Genomic DNA, 18,751 nt, shown 5'->3' on the forward strand with positions numbered 1-18,751 from the left:
GGGCCGCACGGTCATCCCGGCGGCGTAGCTCAGCCTGGTAGAGCAAACGGCTCATAATCGTTGTGTCACCGGTTCAAGTCCGGTCGCCGCTACTCCTGACGGACCCCGCTCCCCGGGGTCCGTCGCCGTGTGGGGGACCATCCCGCGCACGTCATCCCAGAACAAGGCGAGGAAACGCTCATGGCAGCCACCGATGTCCGTCCGAAGATCACCCTGGCGTGCCAGGAGTGCAAGAACCGCAACTACATCACTCGCAAGAACCGTCGGAACGACCCCGACCGGCTCGAGCTGAAGAAGTACTGCCCCACGGACAAGAAGCACACGATCCACCGCGAGACCCGCTGACCCCAGCAGGCTCGGACGACGGAGGGCGGGAGCATGGCGTTGGACCCAGGACTGGTCGGGCGCAGCTACCCGCCCTCCGCCGTCTACGAGGTGGGCCGGGAGAAGATCGCCGAGTTCGCCCGCGCCCTCGGTGACGACGACCCGGTCTACCGCGACCCCGATGCCGCCCGCGCGGCCGGCCACCCCGACGTCGTCGCCCCGCCCACGTTCGCCGTCGTGCTGAGCCTGGGGGCCGGCGACGTGGTCCTCGACGACCCCGACGTCGGCATCGACTACAGCCGCGTCGTGCACGGCGAGCAGAGGTTCGTCCACCACCGCCCGATCCGGGCCGGCGACCGGCTGGTCGCCACCGCGTCGATCGAGGCCGTGCGCAGCGTGGCCGGCAACGACATGCTCACCACCCGCGTGGACCTGGCCACCGAGGACGGCGAGCCGGTCTGCCGGACCAGCGCGATGCTCGTGGCGCGGGGCGCCTGATGGCCGCCGTCGTCCGCGCCGCCGACGTCGAGGTCGGCACCGAGCTCCCGCCGCAGACCTCGCAGGTCACCCGCGCCGACCTGGTCCGCTACGCCGGCGCGTCCGGGGACTTCAACGTCATCCACTGGAACGAGCGGGTGGCCACCGAGGTCGGCCTGCCCGGCGTCATCGCCCACGGCATGCTCACCGCGGGCCTGGCCGCCCGCGCCGTCACGTCCTGGGCCGGTGACCCCGGGGCCCTGGTCGAGTACTCGGTGCGCTTCAGCCGTCCCGTCGTCGTCCCCGACGACGACCGGGGTGCCGAGGTCGTCGTGGCCGGCCGGGTGGCCGCCCTGCTGGACGACGACCGGGTCCGGGTGGACCTCACCGTCACCAGCGGGGGCGAGAAGGTGCTCTCCCTGGCGCGGGCCGTCGTCCAGCTCTGATCCCGGGCCGGGGCCGTGGTGGCTGGCCGCGGACGGCGTCACGTACACTTCCCCACTGGGGTCCGAGACCCTGCCACCGGCGTGCCCGGTACCACCCCGTGCTGGTCGCTGGAGTGGTCGGTCCACGTCACCGGCAGGTCGAGGTCCCCCGGTGGTCGCCCCCGGCGGCCGCCTAGGGGTGTAGCTCAATTGGCAGAGCAGCGGTCTCCAAAACCGCAGGCTGCAGGTTCAAGTCCTGTCACCCCTGCCCGCCCGTCGGCCCGCCGGCGGTGTGCACGACCCGCCTCCGAGCGGCGCACGAACCCCGGCCGGTCCGGCCGGGAGGTGGCCCCGCCACCACGAGACCGCGAACACCGACGACGAGGCGAGGCGCAGTGAGCGACGAGCAGCCGGGCACCGAGGACGCGCGCCGTCGTCCACGGTCCGAGCCCGCCGACGACGCCGAGCTGACCGACGAGCAGATCGACGCCGAGACCCCCGGGGTCGACGACGCCGCCGAGCTCGAGGCCGCCGAGGACGAGGTCGCCGAGGAGGCGGCCGCCGACGAGGACAAGGTCGTCGCGACCCCCGCCCGCCGGCGGCGGGGCGCCATCACCGCCGACGACGACGAGGACGACGAGCCGGCCGCCCCCCGCGTGCGCCGCCGCGACCGTCCCGGTGGCCGGCCGGCCAGCGAGGCCCGCACCACCCGGCCCGGCGGCCGCAGCGCCGCGGCCAAGAAGGACGAGACCCCGACCCGGGCCGCGGCCGAGCGGGCGCGCGCCGAGCAGCTGCGCGAGAAGCGCAGCATCGGCCGCTTCCTCCGCGAGGTCGTCGCCGAGCTGCGCAAGGTCATCTGGCCGGGCCGGCGCGAGCTGATCACCTACACCACCGTGGTGATCGTCTTCGTCGCCTTCATGGTGGCGCTGGTCGCCGGACTGGACATCCTCTTCGCCCAGGGCGTCATCGCCGTCTTCGGCTGACCCCCACCGACCTCGAGCCCGCACCACCGACGCACAGGAAAGAGACCCACCCCGTGACCGACCCCCGCGAGAACGACGACGTCGTCGACGCCACCGAGGACCCGACGGCCGACGCCGCCGTGGACGCCGCCACCGGTGCCGTCGACGCCGAGACCGGCGTGCGCGAGACCGGTGCGGCCGAGGGCTCGGTGGACACCGGCGACCTGACCGCCGACAACCCCATGGCCGACGCGGTCGCCGGCGGCACCGGCAACGCCCGCGGTGCCGTCGACGACGCGCTGGTCGGGGACACCACGCTGGAGCCCGCCCCCGACCACGACCCGCTCACCGAGGAGGTCCTCGAGACCGCCGAGGAGGAGGACGAGGACCCGGCCGAGGCGATGCGCAAGGCGCTGGCCGGCGCGTTCGGCGACTGGTACGTCATCCACTCCTACGCCGGCTACGAGAACAAGGTGAAGACCAACCTCGAGTCGCGGATCACCAGCCTCGACATGGAGGACTACATCTTCCAGATCGAGGTCCCGACCGAAGAGGTCACCGAGATCAAGAACGGCAAGCGGGTGCAGGTCAACCGCAAGGTGCTGCCCGGCTACCTGCTGGTCCGGATGGACCTCACCGACGACTCCTGGGGCGCGGTGCGCAACACCCCCGGCGTCACCGGCTTCGTCGGCGCCACCTCGCGGCCCTCGCCGCTGAGCCTCGACGAGGTCGTCAAGCTGCTGGTGCCCGCGACCACCCCGAAGGCCGCCGCGTCCCCCGAGGCCGGCGCGCCCGCGGCCGGCACGCCCAGCAGCCCCGTGGTGGACTTCGAGGTCGGCGAGTCGGTCACCGTCATGGACGGCCCGTTCGCCACCCTCCCGGCCACCATCAACGAGATCAACGCCGAGCAGCAGAAGCTGCAGGTCCTGGTCTCCATCTTCGGCCGCGAGACGCCGGTCGAGCTGTCCTTCAGCCAGGTCCAGAAGCTCTGACCCGGCTGATCCGCACCACCCCCTGAACGACAAGAAGAGGAAGTCATGCCCCCCAGGAAGCGGTTGACCGCGGTCATCAAGCTCCAGATCAAGGCCGGTGCGGCCACCCCCGCGCCGCCCGTCGGTCCGGCGCTCGGCCAGCACGGCGTCAACATCATGGAGTTCTGCAAGGCCTACAACGCCGCCACCGAGTCCCAGCGCGGTGACATCGTCCCCGTGGAGATCTCGGTCTTCGAGGACCGCTCCTTCACCTTCATCACCAAGACGCCCCCGGCAGCCCGCATGCTGCTGAAGGCCGCCGGTGTGGAGAAGGGCTCGGGAGAGCCGCACAAGACCAAGGTCGCCTCGGTCACCCGGGACCAGGTCCGCGAGATCGCCCAGGTCAAGATGGAGGACCTGAACGCCAACGACCTGGACCAGGCCGAGAAGATCATCGCCGGCACCGCCCGGTCGATGGGCATCACCGTCCAGTAGCACGTCACCACCGTGGGAGGGCCGGCCCAGGCCCGTTCACCACACGACCGCCCGCGCGAGCGGGCGCAGACAGGAGCACCACCATGGCCAAGCACGGCAAGAACTTCCGCAAGGCAGCGGAGCTCGTCGACGGCACGCAGCTCTACAGCCCGCTGCAGGCGGCGGGGCTGGCGAAGCAGACGTCGACCACCAAGTACGACGCGACCGTCGAGGTCGCCATCCGCCTCGGCGTCGACCCCCGCAAGGCCGACCAGATGGTCCGCGGCACGGTCAACCTGCCCCACGGCACCGGCAAGACCGCCCGCGTCATCGTCTTCGCGACCGGTGACAAGGCCGCCGAGGCCGAGGCCGCCGGCGCCGACGTCGTCGGTTCCGACGACCTGATCGAGCGCATCCAGGGCGGCTTCCTGGACTTCGACGCCGCGATCGCCACCCCCGACCAGATGGCCAAGGTCGGCCGGATCGCCCGCATCCTCGGCCCCCGCGGCCTGATGCCGAACCCGAAGACCGGCACCGTGACCCCCGACGTCACCAAGGCCGTCAACGACATCAAGGGCGGGAAGATCAACTTCCGCGTCGACAAGCAGTCGAACCTGCACCTGGTCATCGGCAAGGTCTCCTTCGACGAGACCAAGCTGGTGGAGAACTACGCGGCCGCCCTCGACGAGGTGCTGCGGGCCAAGCCGTCCGCCGCCAAGGGCCGCTACGTCAAGAAGGTCACCATCTCCACCACGATGGGCCCGGGCATCCCGGTCGACCCGAACCGCACCCGCAACCTGACGGTCGACGAGGCCTCCCAGGTCTGATCGACCGAGCACCGCGACGCCCCCGCAGCCACCGGCTGCGGGGGCGTCCTGCGTCTCAGCGGCGCTTCGGGGGCAGCGGGACGAAGCCGCTGGTGCGCTCGACGTAGTCGGCGAACCCAGGACGCGAGCTCGACATCCGTCGCTCGGTCATCGCCGCACCCGAGCCCTTGACCAGGTTCAGGGTCATGAGCACCGGGCAGACGACGAACACCCAGCCCGACCAGTGCGCCGCCGTCGGCAGCCACAGGCCCCACATCACGCAGGCGTCGCCGAAGTAGTTGGGGTGGCGCGTGTACCGCCAGAGACCGCGGTCGTTGACCTTCCCCCGGTTGGCCGGGTCGGCCTTGAACCGCTCGAGCTGCCAGTCGCCGACCGTCTCGAACGTGAAGCCCAGCGACCACACGGCGACGCCGAGCAGGGCCACCACCAGCGGCCACCCGGACGTGGCCGGGCCCTCGGTGAAGGCTGCCACCAGCAGCGGCAGGGACACCACGAACAGGACGGCGGTCTGCGGCAGGTACACCCGGCGGTAGAGGTGCGCCCCCACCGACCCCCGGGCGCGGGCCGCGATCTGCTCGTACCGCGGGTCCTCCCGGTCGCCGTTGCGCCGGCCGATGTGCACGGCCAGCCGGATGCCCCAGGCCGCCGTCATCGCCAGGACGAGCAGCTGGCGGCCCAGGTCGCCGTGGCCACCGGCGCGCGCGGTCAGCAGCCCGACCAGCGAGACGACGACGAACCCCAGCCCCCAGACGACGTCGACCACCGCGTGCCGGCCCACCCGCAGGGCCAGCAGCCAGGTGCAGGTGAACACGGCCAGCAGGACGCCCAGCATGATCAGCGCGCTCCAGCCGAGTGCGCCCCAGTCCAGCCCCACCGCTCGTCCCGGCCGGTCAGGTGGTCCGGCGGGGGGCGCCCAGGCCCTCGTGCCAGGCGCTGCGGGTGGCGGGCATGCCGCTGCGGCCGTCGGCCCGCGGCTTGGCGAACAGCAACTGGTCCACACCCATCCGGTTCTCCGCGAAGGTCAGACCGCCACCAGCCAGGTACAGCCGCCAGATGCGTGCCCCCGCGGTGCCGATGAGGCCGGCGACGTCGTCCCAGCGCTCCTCCAGCCGCTGCGCCCAGGCCCGCACGGTCCAGTCGTAGTGCTCGCGGATGCTCTCCACGTCGCGCAGCTCCAGTCCCGGCGCGGCCAGCATCTCGGCGGTCTGCCAGGTCGGACGCATGTGCATGTCGGGGGCGACGTAGCGCTCGATGAAGGCGCCGCCGCCGGGCGCGCTGGGGTGGCTCATCGCCTGCACCAGCACCCGGCCGCCGGGGCGGACCAGCCGGTGCAGGGTGGCGGCGTACACCGGGTACTGCTCCTGGCCGACGTGCTCGCTCATCTCGATCGAGCTGATCGCGTCGTAGGGGCCCTCGGCCGGCACCGGGACGTCGCGGTAGTCCTGCAGCCGCACGGTGACCCGGTCGGCCAGGCCGCGCTCGGCGACGACCTTCTCGATGTGGTCGCGCTGCTGGGCCGAGATCGTGACGCCGGTGGCGTGCACGCCGTGGTGCTGGGCGGCGTAGACGATCATCGAGCCCCAGCCGCAGCCGACGTCCAGCAGCCGCATGCCCGGCTGCAGGCCCAGCTTGCGGCAGACCAGCTCCAGCTTGTCCCGCTGCGCCTCGGTGACCGTGTAGCTGCCGTCGGCGGCGCCGGGGTCGGTGGCCGGGTCCTCCCGGAAGTAGGCACAGGAGTAGGCCATGTGCTCGTCGAGCAGCGCCTGGTAGACGTCGTTGCTCTGGTCGTAGTGGTAGCTGATCGCGTCGCTGTCGCGGTCGGTGGTGTGCTTCTCGCCCGAGAGCACCGCCTCCTCCGGCGGGGCCGCCGGGCGGCGGCCCACGATGCCCAGCCGGACGGCGGTCCGCGCCCACCGCAGCTGGTCGCGCACTCCCGGCAGGGCCGGGGGCCGCTCGCGGACCAGCGACCAGACGCGGGACAGGCCCTCGGCCAGGTCGCCCTCGACGTCGATCTCCCCGGCCACGTAGGCCCGCGCGAGCCCCAGCTCGTTCGGGTCCCACAGCAGCCGGCGCAGGGCGGTGCGGCTGCGCAGCACGACGACGGGGGCGTCGGTGGGCCCGGCCTCGCTGCCGTCCCACGCGCGGATGCGGACCGGGACGCGGCCGCCGAAGACCTCGCCCACGAGGGCGGCCAGGCGGCCGGCGACGGTGCGGTCGGGGGTGCTCATGGGTGGTGGTGCTCCTGTCCTGCCGGGGGAGGTGCGGGTAGATCGTGCGGCATTCGCCCGCGGAGGGTCGAGCGGATGCCCGCCACCGCGCGTCGTCCCGTGCGTGTACTCTTCTCGGCGTTCCCCCCAGACCGCTGGTCGTCGCGCGTCCGCGTGCGTTCGAAGGTCCCGGATCCGTCCGGGCGGCCCGCGCAGGTGAACGGATCGTCGCAGGCCTCCGCCTGTCCACGCCCCGTGCGCCCTGCGCCGGGGCGTCTCCCGTCTCTGACGCGAATCTGTGCCCCTCGATCGTGCGCGCCGTGCCTCTACCGGTGGTCGCCCCGACTGAGAGAGGAGGCCCATGCCCACCCAGGCCAAGGATGCGGCGATCGCGGAGATCACCAGCCGGTTCCAGGACTCGAGTGCGGCGGTGCTCACCGAGTACCGCGGGCTGACCGTGGCGCAGCTGAGCCAGTTGCGTCGTTCCCTCGGTGCGGGCAGCAGCTACGCCGTCGTCAAGAACACCCTGACGAAGCGGGCCGCGGACTCCGTCGGCTTCTCCGAGCTGGCCCCGCTGCTCACCGGCCCGACCGCCATCGCGTTCATCGCCGGTGACCCGGTCGAGGCCGCCAAGGCGATCCGCGACTTCTCGAAGGCCAACCCGGCCCTCGTGGTCAAGGGCGGCGTCGTCGAAGGTCGTCCGGTCGACGCCGCCGAGGTCACCCGCCTCGCCGACGTCGAGTCCCGCGACGTCCTGCTGGCCAAGCTGGCCGGCGCGATGAAGGGCAACCTGACCAAGGCCGCCGGGCTCTTCCAGGCCCCGCTGTCGCAGGTCGCCCGGCTCGCCGAGGCGCTCAAGGAGAAGAAGCCCGCGGGCGACGCCCCGGCCTCCGACGACACCGCTGCTGCTGCACCCACCACCCCCGACACCGACGCTGACGCCGCGCCCGCGGCCAGCGACGACTGACCAGTAGGAGAAGAACCATGGCCAAGCTGTCCACCGACGAGCTGCTCGACGCCTTCAAGGAGATGACCCTCCTGGAGCTGTCGGACTTCGTGAAGCAGTTCGAGGAGACCTTCGAGGTCACCGCCGCCGCCCCCGTCGCCATGGCCGCTGCGCCCGCCGCCGGCGGTGCCGGTGGCGGTGGCGCCGAGGCCGCCGCCGAGCAGGACGAGTTCGACGTCATCCTCGAGGCTGCCGGCGACAAGAAGATCCAGGTCATCAAGGAGGTGCGCGGCCTGACCTCGCTCGGCCTCAAGGAGGCCAAGGACCTGGTCGACGGCGCGCCGAAGCCGGTCCTGGAGAAGGTCGCCAAGGACGCCGCGGACAAGGCCAAGGCCGCCCTCGAGGGCGCTGGCGCCACCGTCACCGTCAAGTAGAGGACCCCTTCGCCCCCCAGCACTCGCTCCGCTCGCACCGGGGCCCTGCGAAGGGGCCGTTCCATCGGGTTCCGCTCAGGGGCCGTACCTCCTCCGGGAGGTGCGGCCCCTGCTGCGTCCCCGGCAGGTCGCGGAGGGGTCACGAGTTCGGGTGAGACCGGGGCCACCTGATTGCCGTGACCCGCGTAACCACTAACCTCGTCCTTCGTTGTTGCCCAGTGGACATGTGCGGTCCCCGGTGGGGCCGCACGACGCCGGGGCCGCAGCACAGCGGGTGGCACCGGCACCGGAGCCGGTGGAGGAGGTCGGAGCGTGGGCGTCGCCGTGCACGTCGAGGGGCTCACCAAGTCCTTCGGCAGCCAGAACATCTGGTCCGACGTCACCCTCACCCTCCCGCCTGGGGAGATCTCGGTGATGCTGGGCCCCTCGGGCACCGGCAAGTCGGTCTTCCTCAAGTCGCTGGTCGGGCTGCTCAAGCCCGAGCGCGGCTCGATCGTCATGACCGACGTCGACATCGTCAGCTGCTCCGAGCGCCAGCTCTACGACGTCCGGCGGCTGTTCGGCGTCCTCTTCCAGGACGGCGCGCTGTTCGGCTCGATGAACCTCTACGACAACATCGCCTTCCCGCTGCGCGAGCACACGAAGAAGAGCGAGTCCGAGGTCCGGTCCATCGTCATGGAGAAGATGGACATGGTCGGCCTGGCCGGCACCGAGGGGAAGCTGCCGGGGGAGATCTCCGGCGGTATGCGCAAGCGCGCCGGCATCGCCCGCGCCCTGGTCCTCGACCCCGAGGTGATCCTCTTCGACGAGCCCGACTCCGGCCTGGACCCGGTCCGGGTGGCCTACCTGAACCAGCTCATCGTCGACCTCAACGCGCAGATCGACGCCACGTTCCTCATCGTCACCCACGACATCGGCACCGCCCGCACCGTGCCCGACAACCTCGGCCTGCTCTTCCGCCGGCACCTGGCGATGTTCGGGCCGCGCGAGCAGCTGCTCACCAGCCAGGAGCCGGTCGTCCGGCAGTTCCTCAACGGCCGGCGCGAGGGCCCCATCGGGATGAGCGAGGAGAAGGACGTCGCCCAGGTCGAGGCCGAGATGGCCGCGCTGGAGGCCCGCGGGGGGGACGCGCACAACGGCGTCGGCCCCAAGGGCGCCTCCGGCGGCGACGCCGTCCCGCCGCAGCTGGAGCCCAGCCCCGGCCTGCCCGAGCGCAAGGCGGTGCGCCGCCGGCAGGAGCGGGTGGCCCGCATGCTGCACACCTACGACCCGGCCACCGCCGACGCCATCCGCGCCAGCCTGCCCGCTGACCTGCTCGCGCTCGCCGACTCCGGCTCCTTCGCGCCCACCCCCGGCGGCGGCCGGGCGTGGCGCACCGAGGACGGCGCCGACCTCGTCGTGCCCGACCCGCGGGGCCGTCCGTGAGCGCAGCCCCCGGGGAGAAGCCGGAGGCCCCGGGCCTGCTGGACGGCGCGTTCTCCCCGACCCGGCCCCTCCGCGCCAGCGGCAACCTGTTCGCCTTCGCCCTCGACGTCGTCCGGGCGGTCTTCCGGCGGCCCTTCCAGCTGCGGGAGTTCATCCAGCAGACCTGGTTCGTCGCGTCGGTGACGATCCTGCCGACGGCGCTGGTCGCCATCCCCTTCGGTGCGGTGATCGCCCTGCAGCTGGGTTCGTTGACCCGTCAGCTGGGCGCGCAGTCCTTCACCGGGTCGGCGTCGGTGCTGGCGGTGCTCCGCGAGGCCAGCCCGATCGTCACCGCGCTGCTCATCGCCGGTGCCGGTGGCTCCGCGATCTGCGCCGACCTGGGCGCCCGGAAGATCCGCGACGAGATCGACGCGATGGAGGTGCTGGGGATCTCGCCGATCCAGCGCCTGGTGGTGCCGCGGGTGCTGGCCGCGATGGTGGTCGCGACCCTGCTGAACGGCCTGGTCTCGGTGGTCGGCGTCTCGGGCGGCTACTTCTTCAACGTCATCCTGCAGGGCGGCACCCCGGGTGCGTACCTGGCGTCGTTCAGCGCGCTGGCCCAGGTGCAGGACTTCTGGTCCGGGGAGATCAAGGCGCTGATCTTCGGGATGATCGCCGGCATCGTGGCCTCCTACAAGGGCCTGCGCGCGGGCGGCGGACCCAAGGGCGTGGGCGACGCGGTCAACCAGTCGGTGGTCATCACCTTCCTGCTGCTGTTCGCGGTCAACTTCGTCATCACGGCCATCTACTTCCAGCTCGTGCCGCCGAAGGGCCAGTGACGATGGCCCTCCTCTCACCCGTCGACCGGGTCAAGGTCCGGGCGCGCCGGCTGGTGCGCACCGTCTACGGCCGCCCCATGGCCACCCTCGAGGACCTCGGCGACCAGGTCAGCTTCTACGGTCGCGCGCTGGGCTGGACCCCGCGCACGCTGCGCCGCTACAAGCGGGAGACCTTCCGGCTGCTGGCCGAGGTCAGCTTCGGCACCGGCGCGCTGGCCGTCGTCGGCGGCACCGTCGGCGTCATCGCCTTCCTGTCCTTCTTCACCGGCACAGAGGTCGGCCTGCAGGGCTACCAGGCGCTGGACCAGCTGGGCACCTCGGCGTTCACCGGGTTCCTCTCCGCCTACTTCAACACCCGCGAGATCGCGCCCCTGGTCGCCGGCCTCGCGCTGTCGGCGACGGTCGGCTGCGGGTTCACCGCGCAGATCGGCGCCATGCGGATCAACGAGGAGATCGACGCCCTGGAGGTCATGGGCGTGCCCTCGCTGCCGTTCCTGGTCACCACCCGCATCGTCGCCGGCTTCGTCGCCGTCATCCCGCTCTACGTCATCGGCCTGCTCACCAGCTACTTCGCCACCCGGACCATCACCACGTCGGTCTACGGGCAGTCGGCGGGCACCTACGACCACTACTTCAACCTGTTCCTGCCCCCGCAGGACGTGCTCTGGTCCTTCGTCAAGGTGCTGGTCTTCAGCGTCGTGATCATCCTGTCGCACTGCTACTACGGCTACCGGGCCGGCGGTGGCCCCGCCGGGGTCGGCCTGGCCGTGGGCCGCGCGGTGCGCTTCTCGATCGTGGCCGTGATGGTCATCGACCTGTTCCTGTCCCTGGCCATCTGGGGCTCGACGACGACGGTGAGGATCGCCGGGTGAGCGGGCGCCGGGTCGCGCTGCGCCGGGTGCAGGGGCTGGCCTTCCTCCTCGTGCTGGCCCTGCTGCTGGGGCTGGCCGTGGCCACCTACCAGAAGGCCTTCAGCGGCGCCGTGACGGTGACCTTGCAGACCGACACCATCGGCAACCAGCTGCAGCGGGCCAGCGACGTCAAGGTCCGCGGCGTCATCGTGGGGGAGGTGCGCGACGTGCAGGTCTCGGCGCAGGGCGCCACCGTCGAGCTGGCCATCCAGCCCGAGCACCTCGACCAGATCCCGGCCGACGTCAGCGCCCGGCTGCTGCCCAAGACCCTGTTCGGCGAGCGGTTCGTCTCCCTGGTCATCCCCGACGACCCCAGTCCGCAGCGGCTGGCCGCCGGCGACACCATCCCGCAGGACCGCAGCGAGAACGCCATCGAGCTCGAGCGGGTCATCGACGACCTGCTGCCGCTGCTGCAGGCCGTCGACCCCGCCGACCTGTCCTACACCCTGGGTGCGGTGGCCGACGCGCTGCGCGGGCGCGGCGACCGGCTGGGGCAGAACCTGGCCGACACCGGCAGCTACGTGGGCCAGGTCACCACCGTGCTGCCGCAGCTGCAGGCCGACATCTCGCTGCTCGCCGACGTGGCCGACACCTACGAGTCCGCCGCGCCCGACATCCTGGCCGTGCTGGACAACCTGTCGGTCACCGCGAGCACCGTGGTCGACCAGGCCGAGCAGCTGCGCCGCACGTTCACCGTGGTGGGCTCCTCGGCGCAGACCGCGGCGGGCTTCCTGCAGCAGAACGAGGGCGCGCTGATCCAGCTCGCCCAGGGCTCCCGGCCGGTGCTGGGGCTGCTGGCCCGCTACTCCCCGGAGTACCCGTGCCTGCTGGACGGGCTGTCCCGGTTCAACCCGATGATCTCCGAGGCGTTCGGTGCGGACGGCGACCCGGCGCTGAACCTGAACCTCACGGTGACGCTGCCGCCGCGCAACCCCTACGTGCCCGGTGACCAGCCGGCCTACGACGACGTGTCCGGGCCCGACTGCCGGGGCCTGGGCGACATCGACGGCGTGATCGCCGCGGCCGCGCAGGGCGAGTACTACTGCCCGGTCCCGCCCCTGGACGGCGTGGACTCCCCGGACAACCCGGTGTCGGGCAACCCGCGCTGCCTGGGCGGCACGGGCCCGACGGACCTGCCCTTCCCCGACACCCGCGCCGGCCGGGACGGCGCCGGCACGGGCACCGACATCGACCTGGCGTCGGCGTTCCCGCACGGGCTGACCGACGGCGGGGCCAACGGCGCCGCCAGCGTCGCAGGGTCCTCGGCCGAGCTGGACTTCGTGCGCGGCCTGCTGGGCTACCAGACCGGGGTGGACCCCTCGCAGGTGTCCGACCTGGCCGCGTCCAGCCTGGCGCCGCTGCTGCGCGGGACGCAGGTGATGGTGCCGTGAGGGGCCTGACCGCACCGGTGGTCAAGCTGGTCGTCTTCGCGATGGTGACGATCCTGGCCAGCTACGTCCTGCTGGCCACCATCACCAACGCCGGCTACGGGGACCAGACCGCCTACCGCGCCCAGTTCACCGACGTCGCGGGCCTCGTCGCCGGCGACGAGGTGCGCATCGCCGGCGTCCGGGTCGGCCAGGTCACCGAGATCGGCCTGTCCGACGACCAGGAGGACCCGCAGGCCGAGGTGGGGTTCGAGGTGTCCTCCGACGTCCGGCTGCCCGCCGGTGTCCAGGCCACGATCAAGTACCGCAACCTGGTCGGCCAGCGCTACATCTCGCTGACCGAGGGGTCGGGGTCCGGGGGCGCGATCCTCGCCGCCGGGGACACGATCCCGCTCGCGCAGACCACGCCGGCGCTGGACCTCACCGTGCTGTTCGGCGGGTTCCAGCCGCTGTTCCAGGCGCTGGACCCCGACGACGTGAACCGGCTGTCCTACGAGCTGATCCAGGTCTTCCAGGGCGAGGGCGGCACCGTGCAGAGCCTGCTGGCGCACGTCGGGTCGCTGACCAACTCCCTGGCCGACAAGGACCAGGTCATCGGCAGCGTCATCGACAACCTGACCACCGTGGTCGGCACGGTCGCCGCCCGCGACCAGCAGCTGTCGGACCTCGTGGTCAACCTGCAGCAGTTCGTGTCCGGGCTGACCGAGGACCGGCAGGCCATCTTCGACTCGCTGCAGACCATCGACGGCCTCGCCGCGACCACCTCGCAGTTCCTCACCGACGCCCGGCCGCCGCTGGCCGCCGACATCACCGCGCTGGGCGACCTGTCGACCAACCTGGCCGACAGCGGCGACGTGCTGGAGGGCTTCCTGCAGCTCGCCCCGACCAAGATCGACCTGATCACTCGCACCGCGGTCAACGGCAGCTGGTTCAACTTCTACCTCTGCGAGGCCTCCGGCCTGGTCACGCTGCCGGTCGTCGGGACGACGCAGCTGCCGCCCGGCGGCGCGCCGAACACCTCGGCGGGGTGCGGCTGATGGCCCGGGAGTCCCGTCCGTTCCGCGACCGCAACCCGGTGACCATCGGGGCGGTGAGCCTGTCGGTCATCGCGCTGCTGGTGCTGCTGGCCTTCAACGCGCAGTCGCTGCCGTTCATCGGCGGCGGCACCGTCTACTCCGCCCAGTTCAGCGAGGCCGCGGGCCTGCGCCCCGACGACCCCGTGCGGGTGGCCGGGGTGAAGGTCGGCCAGGTCGAGAGCCTGGCCCTGGAGGACGGCGCGGTCACCGTGCAGTTCCGGGTCCGCGACGCGTTCGTCGGCGACCGGAGCCAGGCCGCCATCAAGATCGAGACGGTGCTGGGCGCCAAGTACCTGGCCCTGGTGCCCGAGGGCACGACCGCGCTGGACCCGGGGACGCCGATCCCGCTGGACCGCACCGCCTCGCCCTACGACGTGGTGCAGGCCTTCAGCGGCCTGGCGCAGACCATCGACAGCATCGACACCGGCCAGCTGGCGCAGTCCTTCCAGGTGCTCAGCGAGACCTTCGCCGACACCCCCGACAAGGTGCGCACCTCCCTGGACGGGCTGTCGCGGCTGTCCCAGACCATCGCCAGCCGCGACGCCGAGCTGCAGCAGCTGCTGAGCGCGACCCGGGACGTGACGCAGGTCCTCGCCGACCGCAACGGCGAGTTCACCCAGCTGATCATCGACTCCAACACGCTGCTGACCGAGGTGCAGAACCGGCGTCAGCTCATCGACTCCGTCCTGACCACCACCCAGCAGCTGTCGACCCAGCTGTCCGGGCTGGTGCAGGACAACACCGCTGCGCTCACCCCGGCGCTGGCCCAGCTGTCCACGGTGACCGACATCCTCGAGCGCAACCGGCAGAACCTGGGGGACACGGTGGCGAACCTGGCGCCCTTCGTCACGGTCTTCACCAACACGCTGGGCAACGGCCGCTGGTTCGACAGCTTCGTGGACAACCTTGTCCCCGGCGTCGTCGGCGGCGTGCTCTGCGGCACGGTCGCGCAGGGCTCCGGCGGTCTCGTGGGGTGCTCGCCGTGACCGCCCGCCTGCAGCGCCTCGTCGCGCTGGCCGCCGCGGTCGTCCTGGTCGGGGCGCTGGGCTGGGCGGTGCTCCGCCCGGCCGGCCAGATCCGGGTCACCGCCTACTTCGACCAGGCGGTGGGGCTCTACGAGGGCTCCAGCGTGCGCATCCTGGGCATCGACGTCGGCTCGATCACCTCGGTGGTGCCGATGGGCGACCGGGTGGAGGTCGAGATGCTCGTCGACGACGACTACGCCGTCCCCGCCGACGCCGACGCCGTCATCCTGGCGCCGTCGCTGGTGGCCGACCGGTACGTGCAGTTCGCCCCCGTCTACAGCGGCGGCGACCGGATGGCCGACGGCGCCGTCGTCCCGCTGGAGCGCACCGCCACCCCGGTCGAGCTCGACCAGGTGTACGGCGCCCTGGACGACCTGTCCACCGCCCTCGGCCCCACCGGCGCGAACGCCGACGGCGCGCTGTCGGACCTGGTGGACGTGGCCGCGGCCAACCTCGACGGCAACGGCCAAGCACTGAACGACACCCTGTCCGGCTTCTCGCAGGCCGTGCGCACCCTGGCCGACAACCGCGACGACCTGTTCGCCTCGGTGGAGAACCTGCAGACCTTCACCAGCGCACTGGCCACAGTGGACAGCCAGGTCGGGCAGTTCAACCAGAACCTGGCCGCGGTCGCCGAGCAGCTGGCCGGCGAGCGGCAGGACCTCGCCCAGGCCATCTCGCTGCTGAACTCGGCCCTGGGCCAGGTGGCCACCTTCGTGCAGCAGAACACCGCACTGCTGACCACCAACGTCGACCGGCTGGCCGACGTCACCCTCACCCTGGTGCAGCAGCGGCAGGCCCTCGCCCAGGTGCTCGACGTCGCGCCGGCGGCCATCGGCAACCTCGCGCACGCCTACAACCCCGACTACGGCACGCTGGACACCCGCGACAACTCCCTGGGCAGCCAGAACGCCGACGTCGTGGTCTGCCAGCTGCTGGGCCAGACCGGCCGGCTGCAGCTGGCGGGTGTGGACCTGGACGACGTCACCAGCCTGCTGGGGCTGCCGCCGATCGACCAGGTCTGCGCCCGGCTGCTCTCGGGGGACCCGCAGGCCACCGGGCAGCTGCAGGACCTCAACGGCAACGGCATCCCCGACCTGCAGGAGCTGCTGACCGCGATCTTCTCGCCGTCGTCGTCCGCGCCGGGTGGGGGTTCCGGGCTGCCCGGCCTGCCCTCGATCCCGGGAGCCGGCTCATGACCACCACCAAGCGCGCCGCCGCCCTGGCGTCGGTCGCCGTCCTGCTGACCGGCTGCGGGTTCCGCGGCGCCTACTCCCTGGACCTGCCCGGCGGCGCCGACACCGGCGACGCCCCGTACTCAGTGCAGATCCAGTTCGCCGACGTGCTGGACCTGGTGCCCCAGTCCGGGGTCCGGGTCGCCGACGTCCCGGTCGGCAAGGTCACCGACATCCAGCTCGGCGACGACTGGACCGCCCTGGTCACCGTCGAGGTCAACGGGGACGTCGACCTGCCGGCCAACGCGGTCGCGATGATCCAGCAGAGCTCCCTGCTCGGGGAGAAGTACGTCGAGCTGGCCGCGCCCGGCGGGGAGGCCCCGACCGGGGAGCTGCAGGACGGCTCGCTGATCACGCTGGACCGCACCAACCGCAACGTCGAGGTCGAGGAGGTGTTCGGCGCGCTGTCGCTGGTGCTCAACGGCGGCGGGCTGGCCCAGCTGCAGACCATCACCTCCGAGCTCGGGCAGGCCCTGGAGGGCCGGGAGGACGCCGTCCGCAACACCCTGGACCAGCTCGACACCTTCATCGGCGGGCTCGACGACCAGCGGACGGAGATCAACCGTGCGCTGGACAGCATCAACGCCCTGGCCGGCACGCTCGCCGCGAACACCGGCACGCTGACCACGGCGCTGGACACCATCGGCCCGGGCCTGGCGGTGCTGGAGGACCAGCGCGGCCTGCTGGTGTCGATGCTGCAGTCCCTCGCCCAGCTCGGCGACGTCGGCACCCGGGTGATCAACGAGACCGGTGCCGACACCGTGGCCAACCTGCAGGACCTGCAGCCGATCCTCAGCCAGCTGGCCGCCGCGGGGCCGGACCTGGCGAACTCGCTGGACCTGCTGCTGACCTACCCGTTCCCGGCCAGCTCGCTGACCGCCCTGCAGTACCGCAGCGACCAGCGCACCGGTGGGTACGCCCTGTTCGCCAACATGACCGCCGACCTGGACCTGGACCTGACCCAGCTGTTCTGCCGCTACGTGGTGGACCAGACCACGGGCGCCCTGGTGCTGCTGGACCCCACCCAGGTGACCGATGCCTGCGGCGTGGCCGGCAGCCCGGGCGGTGGAGCGGGCACGGCACCCGGCCAGGGCTCGGGCGGCACCGGGCCCGGCGGCGGGTTCACCCTGCCGACGCTGCCCGACCTCACCGCGCTCGTGCCGGGCGCCCCCGGCTCGACCGGCACCGGGTCCGGTGGCCTGCTCGGCCTGCCGGCCATCCCCGGCCTGACGACGGGAGCCGGCCAGTGATCACCCGCACCACCCGGTTGCAGCTGCTGGCCTTCGCGGTCGTCGCGCTGCTGGGCATGAGCTACGTCGGGTTCCGCTACGTCGGCCTGGACCGGCTGCTCTTCGGCGGCGGGTACACCGTCGCCGCGGAGTTCAGCGACTCCGGCGGGATCTTCGTCAACGCCGAGGTCACCTACCGCGGCGTCGCGGTCGGCCGGGTCAGCGACATGCGGCTCACCGAGGACGGCGTCGAGGTGGACCTCGACATCGACGACGGCGCACCCCCGATCCCCGCCGGCGCCGCCGCCGCGGTGGCCAACCGCAGCGCCGTCGGCGAGCAGTACGTCGACCTGCGCCCGGACTCCGCCGACGGACCCTTCCTCGGCGACGGCTCGGTCATCCCGGTCGACCGCACCTCCATCCCCATCCCGGTCGAGCAGTTGCTGCAGGACGTCGACGGCCTGGTCGGCTCCATCGACACCGACAACCTGCGCATCGTGGTCGACGAGCTCGGCACCGCCTTCGACGGCGCGGGCGGCGACCTGTCCCGGCTCATCGACAACGGCAACGTGCTGCTGGGCCGCGCCGAGCAGTCCCTGCCGCAGACGCTGCAGCTGATCCGCGACGGGCAGACCGTGCTGCAGACCCAGGCCGACTCGCGCAGCGCCATCGAGGACTGGGCGGCGAACCTGCGGCTGCTGTCGGACACCCTGGTCAGCAGCGACCCCGACCTGCGCGGCCTGGTGGTCAACGCCCCCGACGCCGGCGCCGCGCTGCAGCAGCTGGTGACCGACGCCGGCCCCGGCCTGGGCTCGCTCATCCGCAACCTCGACGTCCTCGACGACGTCACCAACCCCCGCCTGGACGGCGTCGAGCAGCTGCTGGTCACCTACCCCGAGGTGGTCACCGGCGGGTTCAGCGTCGTCCGCCGGGACGCCGACGGCCAGATGCGCGCGCACTTCGGCTTCGTGCTGAACTCCGACGACCCGCGGGCCTGCACCAGCGGCTACGTCTCCACCGGGTCGACGCCCTCGCCGGCCGCGGTCGCGGGCCTGGACACCGGCCAGGTGCGCTGCGACGTGGTGGACGGCGTCGACCCGGACCCCGGTGACGGCGTCGACGAGACCGGGTCGAACATCCGCGGCGAGCAGAACATCGGCGGCTCCGGCGGGGTGGGGTCGCCCGGCCCGCAGGGCGGCACCGTCGGTGGGGGCCCCTCGCTGGACAGCCTGCTGGGCGACCTGCTCGGTGGCCTCCTCAGCGCCTCGCCCTTCGCCACCACCGCCGGCTGACCCCTAGGGGCCACCCGGGGGCCGCTGCGCCCCGGGTGGTCACCCTCGACCGCTACCGTGACCTGCCCGACACCCGTCCCGCCGCCTCGTCCGCACGGCCGGCACCGACCCGAGAGGAGCGCACCGTGACCGACCAGACCCGGGTGGGCCCGCCCGAGGCCGAGCCCGACCGCACCGCGGACACGCCCGCGGGCGACGCCGACACGACGACCGCCGGCGCCGCCGGCGATGCCTCAGACGCCGCCTCGGACGCCGCCTCCGACGCCGCCTCCGAGGACCGCGACGGGGGTGCGGGCGACGCCGCC

21 protein-coding genes and 2 tRNA genes are annotated in these 18,751 nt (G+C 72.5%); 21 read left to right on the top strand and 2 right to left on the bottom strand.

Going from position 1 to position 18,751, the window contains the following annotated elements; translation table 11 throughout:
- Positions 1-18 precede the first annotated feature (18 nt).
- The 9 genes from NH342_RS11175 (at position 19) to rplA (ending at position 4,460) form a co-directional block, all read left to right on the top strand.
- Positions 19-92 (top strand) — tRNA-Met (locus NH342_RS11175).
- Between the two features lie 88 nt (positions 93-180).
- Entirely contained in the window at positions 181-345 is a 165-nt protein-coding gene (gene rpmG, locus NH342_RS11180) for a 50S ribosomal protein L33 (protein WP_091061338.1), read from the top strand.
- A gap of 33 nt (positions 346-378) precedes the next feature.
- Positions 379-822 carry a MaoC family dehydratase N-terminal domain-containing protein gene (locus tag NH342_RS11185; RefSeq protein ID WP_253014823.1) on the top strand — a complete coding sequence of 148 codons (444 nt, stop codon included), beginning with the start codon at positions 379-381 and terminating at the stop codon, positions 820-822.
- On the top strand, positions 822-1,247 hold the full coding sequence (locus NH342_RS11190) for a MaoC family dehydratase (protein WP_253014825.1): 426 nt from the start codon (positions 822-824) through the stop codon (positions 1,245-1,247). The genes NH342_RS11185 and NH342_RS11190 overlap by 1 nt, the downstream gene beginning before the upstream one ends.
- Before the next feature lie 174 nt (positions 1,248-1,421).
- Positions 1,422-1,494, top strand: a tRNA-Trp gene (locus NH342_RS11195).
- A gap of 127 nt (positions 1,495-1,621) precedes the next feature.
- Complete coding sequence (secE, locus tag NH342_RS11200) at positions 1,622-2,209, top strand: preprotein translocase subunit SecE (protein WP_253014827.1); 588 nt, start codon at positions 1,622-1,624, stop codon at positions 2,207-2,209.
- A 53-nt stretch (positions 2,210-2,262) separates the two neighbouring features.
- On the top strand, positions 2,263-3,180 hold the full coding sequence (nusG, locus tag NH342_RS23445; protein WP_253014829.1) for a transcription termination/antitermination protein NusG: 918 nt from the start codon (positions 2,263-2,265) through the stop codon (positions 3,178-3,180).
- Between the two features lie 45 nt (positions 3,181-3,225).
- A complete protein-coding gene (rplK, locus tag NH342_RS11210; protein ID WP_253014831.1) occupies positions 3,226-3,654 on the top strand; it encodes a 50S ribosomal protein L11 in 429 nt (142 codons plus the stop codon).
- Between the two features lie 83 nt (positions 3,655-3,737).
- Positions 3,738-4,460 carry a 50S ribosomal protein L1 gene (gene rplA, locus NH342_RS11215; RefSeq protein ID WP_253014833.1) on the top strand — a complete coding sequence of 241 codons (723 nt, stop codon included), beginning with the start codon at positions 3,738-3,740 and terminating at the stop codon, positions 4,458-4,460.
- A gap of 55 nt (positions 4,461-4,515) precedes the next feature.
- On the opposite strand, the gene NH342_RS11220 is transcribed toward rplA, so the two are convergent.
- Together NH342_RS11220 and NH342_RS11225 are read right to left on the bottom strand one after the other, a co-directional pair.
- Positions 4,516-5,334: a DUF1295 domain-containing protein gene (locus NH342_RS11220; protein ID WP_253014835.1), complete on the bottom strand. Its 819-nt coding sequence runs from the start codon at positions 5,332-5,334 to the stop codon at positions 4,516-4,518.
- A 16-nt stretch (positions 5,335-5,350) separates the two neighbouring features.
- Complete coding sequence (locus NH342_RS11225; protein ID WP_253014837.1) at positions 5,351-6,688, bottom strand: cyclopropane-fatty-acyl-phospholipid synthase family protein; 1,338 nt, start codon at positions 6,686-6,688, stop codon at positions 5,351-5,353.
- Positions 6,689-7,028: 340 nt separating this feature from the next.
- Here NH342_RS11225 and rplJ point away from each other — a divergent pair, with 340 nt between their 5' ends.
- The 12 genes from rplJ to NH342_RS11285 form a co-directional block, all read left to right on the top strand.
- Positions 7,029-7,634, top strand: a complete 606-nt coding sequence (gene rplJ, locus NH342_RS11230; RefSeq protein WP_253014839.1) for a 50S ribosomal protein L10 — start codon at positions 7,029-7,031, stop codon at positions 7,632-7,634.
- 17 nt (positions 7,635-7,651) lie between these two features.
- A complete protein-coding gene (gene rplL, locus NH342_RS11235) occupies positions 7,652-8,047 on the top strand; it encodes a 50S ribosomal protein L7/L12 (protein WP_253014841.1) in 396 nt (131 codons plus the stop codon).
- Between the two features lie 312 nt (positions 8,048-8,359).
- Entirely contained in the window at positions 8,360-9,472 is a 1,113-nt protein-coding gene (locus NH342_RS11240; RefSeq protein WP_253014843.1) for an ATP-binding cassette domain-containing protein, read from the top strand.
- A gap of 38 nt (positions 9,473-9,510) precedes the next feature.
- On the top strand, positions 9,511-10,290 hold the full coding sequence (locus NH342_RS11245) for an ABC transporter permease (protein WP_256480053.1): 780 nt from the start codon (positions 9,511-9,513) through the stop codon (positions 10,288-10,290).
- A 77-nt stretch (positions 10,291-10,367) separates the two neighbouring features.
- Positions 10,368-11,162: an ABC transporter permease gene (locus tag NH342_RS11250; protein ID WP_091061844.1), complete on the top strand. Its 795-nt coding sequence runs from the start codon at positions 10,368-10,370 to the stop codon at positions 11,160-11,162.
- The gene (locus NH342_RS11255) at positions 11,159-12,592 is read left to right on the top strand and encodes an MCE family protein (RefSeq protein WP_253014847.1); all 1,434 of its coding nucleotides are present in this window, start codon (positions 11,159-11,161) and stop codon (positions 12,590-12,592) included. Before NH342_RS11250 ends, NH342_RS11255 begins: the two co-directional genes overlap by 4 nt.
- A complete protein-coding gene (locus tag NH342_RS11260; RefSeq protein ID WP_253014848.1) occupies positions 12,589-13,626 on the top strand; it encodes an MCE family protein in 1,038 nt (345 codons plus the stop codon). Before NH342_RS11255 ends, NH342_RS11260 begins: the two co-directional genes overlap by 4 nt.
- Positions 13,626-14,651: an MCE family protein gene (locus NH342_RS11265; protein ID WP_253014850.1), complete on the top strand. Its 1,026-nt coding sequence runs from the start codon at positions 13,626-13,628 to the stop codon at positions 14,649-14,651. Before NH342_RS11260 ends, NH342_RS11265 begins: the two co-directional genes overlap by 1 nt.
- Positions 14,648-15,889 (top strand): MCE family protein, encoded by a 1,242-nt coding sequence (locus tag NH342_RS11270; RefSeq protein ID WP_253014852.1) that lies wholly within the window; start codon positions 14,648-14,650, stop codon positions 15,887-15,889. The genes NH342_RS11265 and NH342_RS11270 overlap by 4 nt, the downstream gene beginning before the upstream one ends.
- A complete protein-coding gene (locus NH342_RS11275) occupies positions 15,886-17,175 on the top strand; it encodes an MCE family protein (RefSeq protein WP_253014854.1) in 1,290 nt (429 codons plus the stop codon). Before NH342_RS11270 ends, NH342_RS11275 begins: the two co-directional genes overlap by 4 nt.
- Entirely contained in the window at positions 17,172-18,446 is a 1,275-nt protein-coding gene (locus tag NH342_RS11280; RefSeq protein ID WP_253014856.1) for an MCE family protein, read from the top strand. The genes NH342_RS11275 and NH342_RS11280 overlap by 4 nt, the downstream gene beginning before the upstream one ends.
- Positions 18,447-18,571: 125 nt before the next feature.
- On the top strand, positions 18,572-18,751 hold a 180-nt coding region (locus tag NH342_RS11285), incomplete at its 3' end, for a hypothetical protein (protein ID WP_253014858.1).

This window comes from Klenkia sp. PcliD-1-E (genome assembly GCF_024124375.1).
Taxonomy (GTDB): domain Bacteria; phylum Actinomycetota; class Actinomycetes; order Mycobacteriales; family Geodermatophilaceae; genus Klenkia.

Excerpts from the sequence above, each read along its gene's own strand:
- rpmG (WP_091061338.1), top strand. The coding sequence starts at position 181 with ATGGCAGCCACCGATGTCCGTCCGAAGATCACCCTGGCGTGCCAGGAG.
- NH342_RS11185 (WP_253014823.1), top strand. The coding sequence starts at position 379 with ATGGCGTTGGACCCAGGACTGGTCGGGCGCAGCTACCCGCCCTCCGCC.
- NH342_RS11190 (WP_253014825.1), top strand. The coding sequence starts at position 822 with ATGGCCGCCGTCGTCCGCGCCGCCGACGTCGAGGTCGGCACCGAGCTC.
- rplK (WP_253014831.1), top strand. The coding sequence starts at position 3,226 with ATGCCCCCCAGGAAGCGGTTGACCGCGGTCATCAAGCTCCAGATCAAG.
- rplA (WP_253014833.1), top strand. The coding sequence starts at position 3,738 with ATGGCCAAGCACGGCAAGAACTTCCGCAAGGCAGCGGAGCTCGTCGAC.
- NH342_RS11225 (WP_253014837.1), bottom strand. The coding sequence starts at position 6,688 with ATGAGCACCCCCGACCGCACCGTCGCCGGCCGCCTGGCCGCCCTCGTG.
- rplJ (WP_253014839.1), top strand. The coding sequence starts at position 7,029 with ATGCCCACCCAGGCCAAGGATGCGGCGATCGCGGAGATCACCAGCCGG.
- rplL (WP_253014841.1), top strand. The coding sequence starts at position 7,652 with ATGGCCAAGCTGTCCACCGACGAGCTGCTCGACGCCTTCAAGGAGATG.
- NH342_RS11250 (WP_091061844.1), top strand. The coding sequence starts at position 10,368 with ATGGCCACCCTCGAGGACCTCGGCGACCAGGTCAGCTTCTACGGTCGC.
- NH342_RS11265 (WP_253014850.1), top strand. The coding sequence starts at position 13,626 with ATGGCCCGGGAGTCCCGTCCGTTCCGCGACCGCAACCCGGTGACCATC.
- NH342_RS11275 (WP_253014854.1), top strand. The coding sequence starts at position 15,886 with ATGACCACCACCAAGCGCGCCGCCGCCCTGGCGTCGGTCGCCGTCCTG.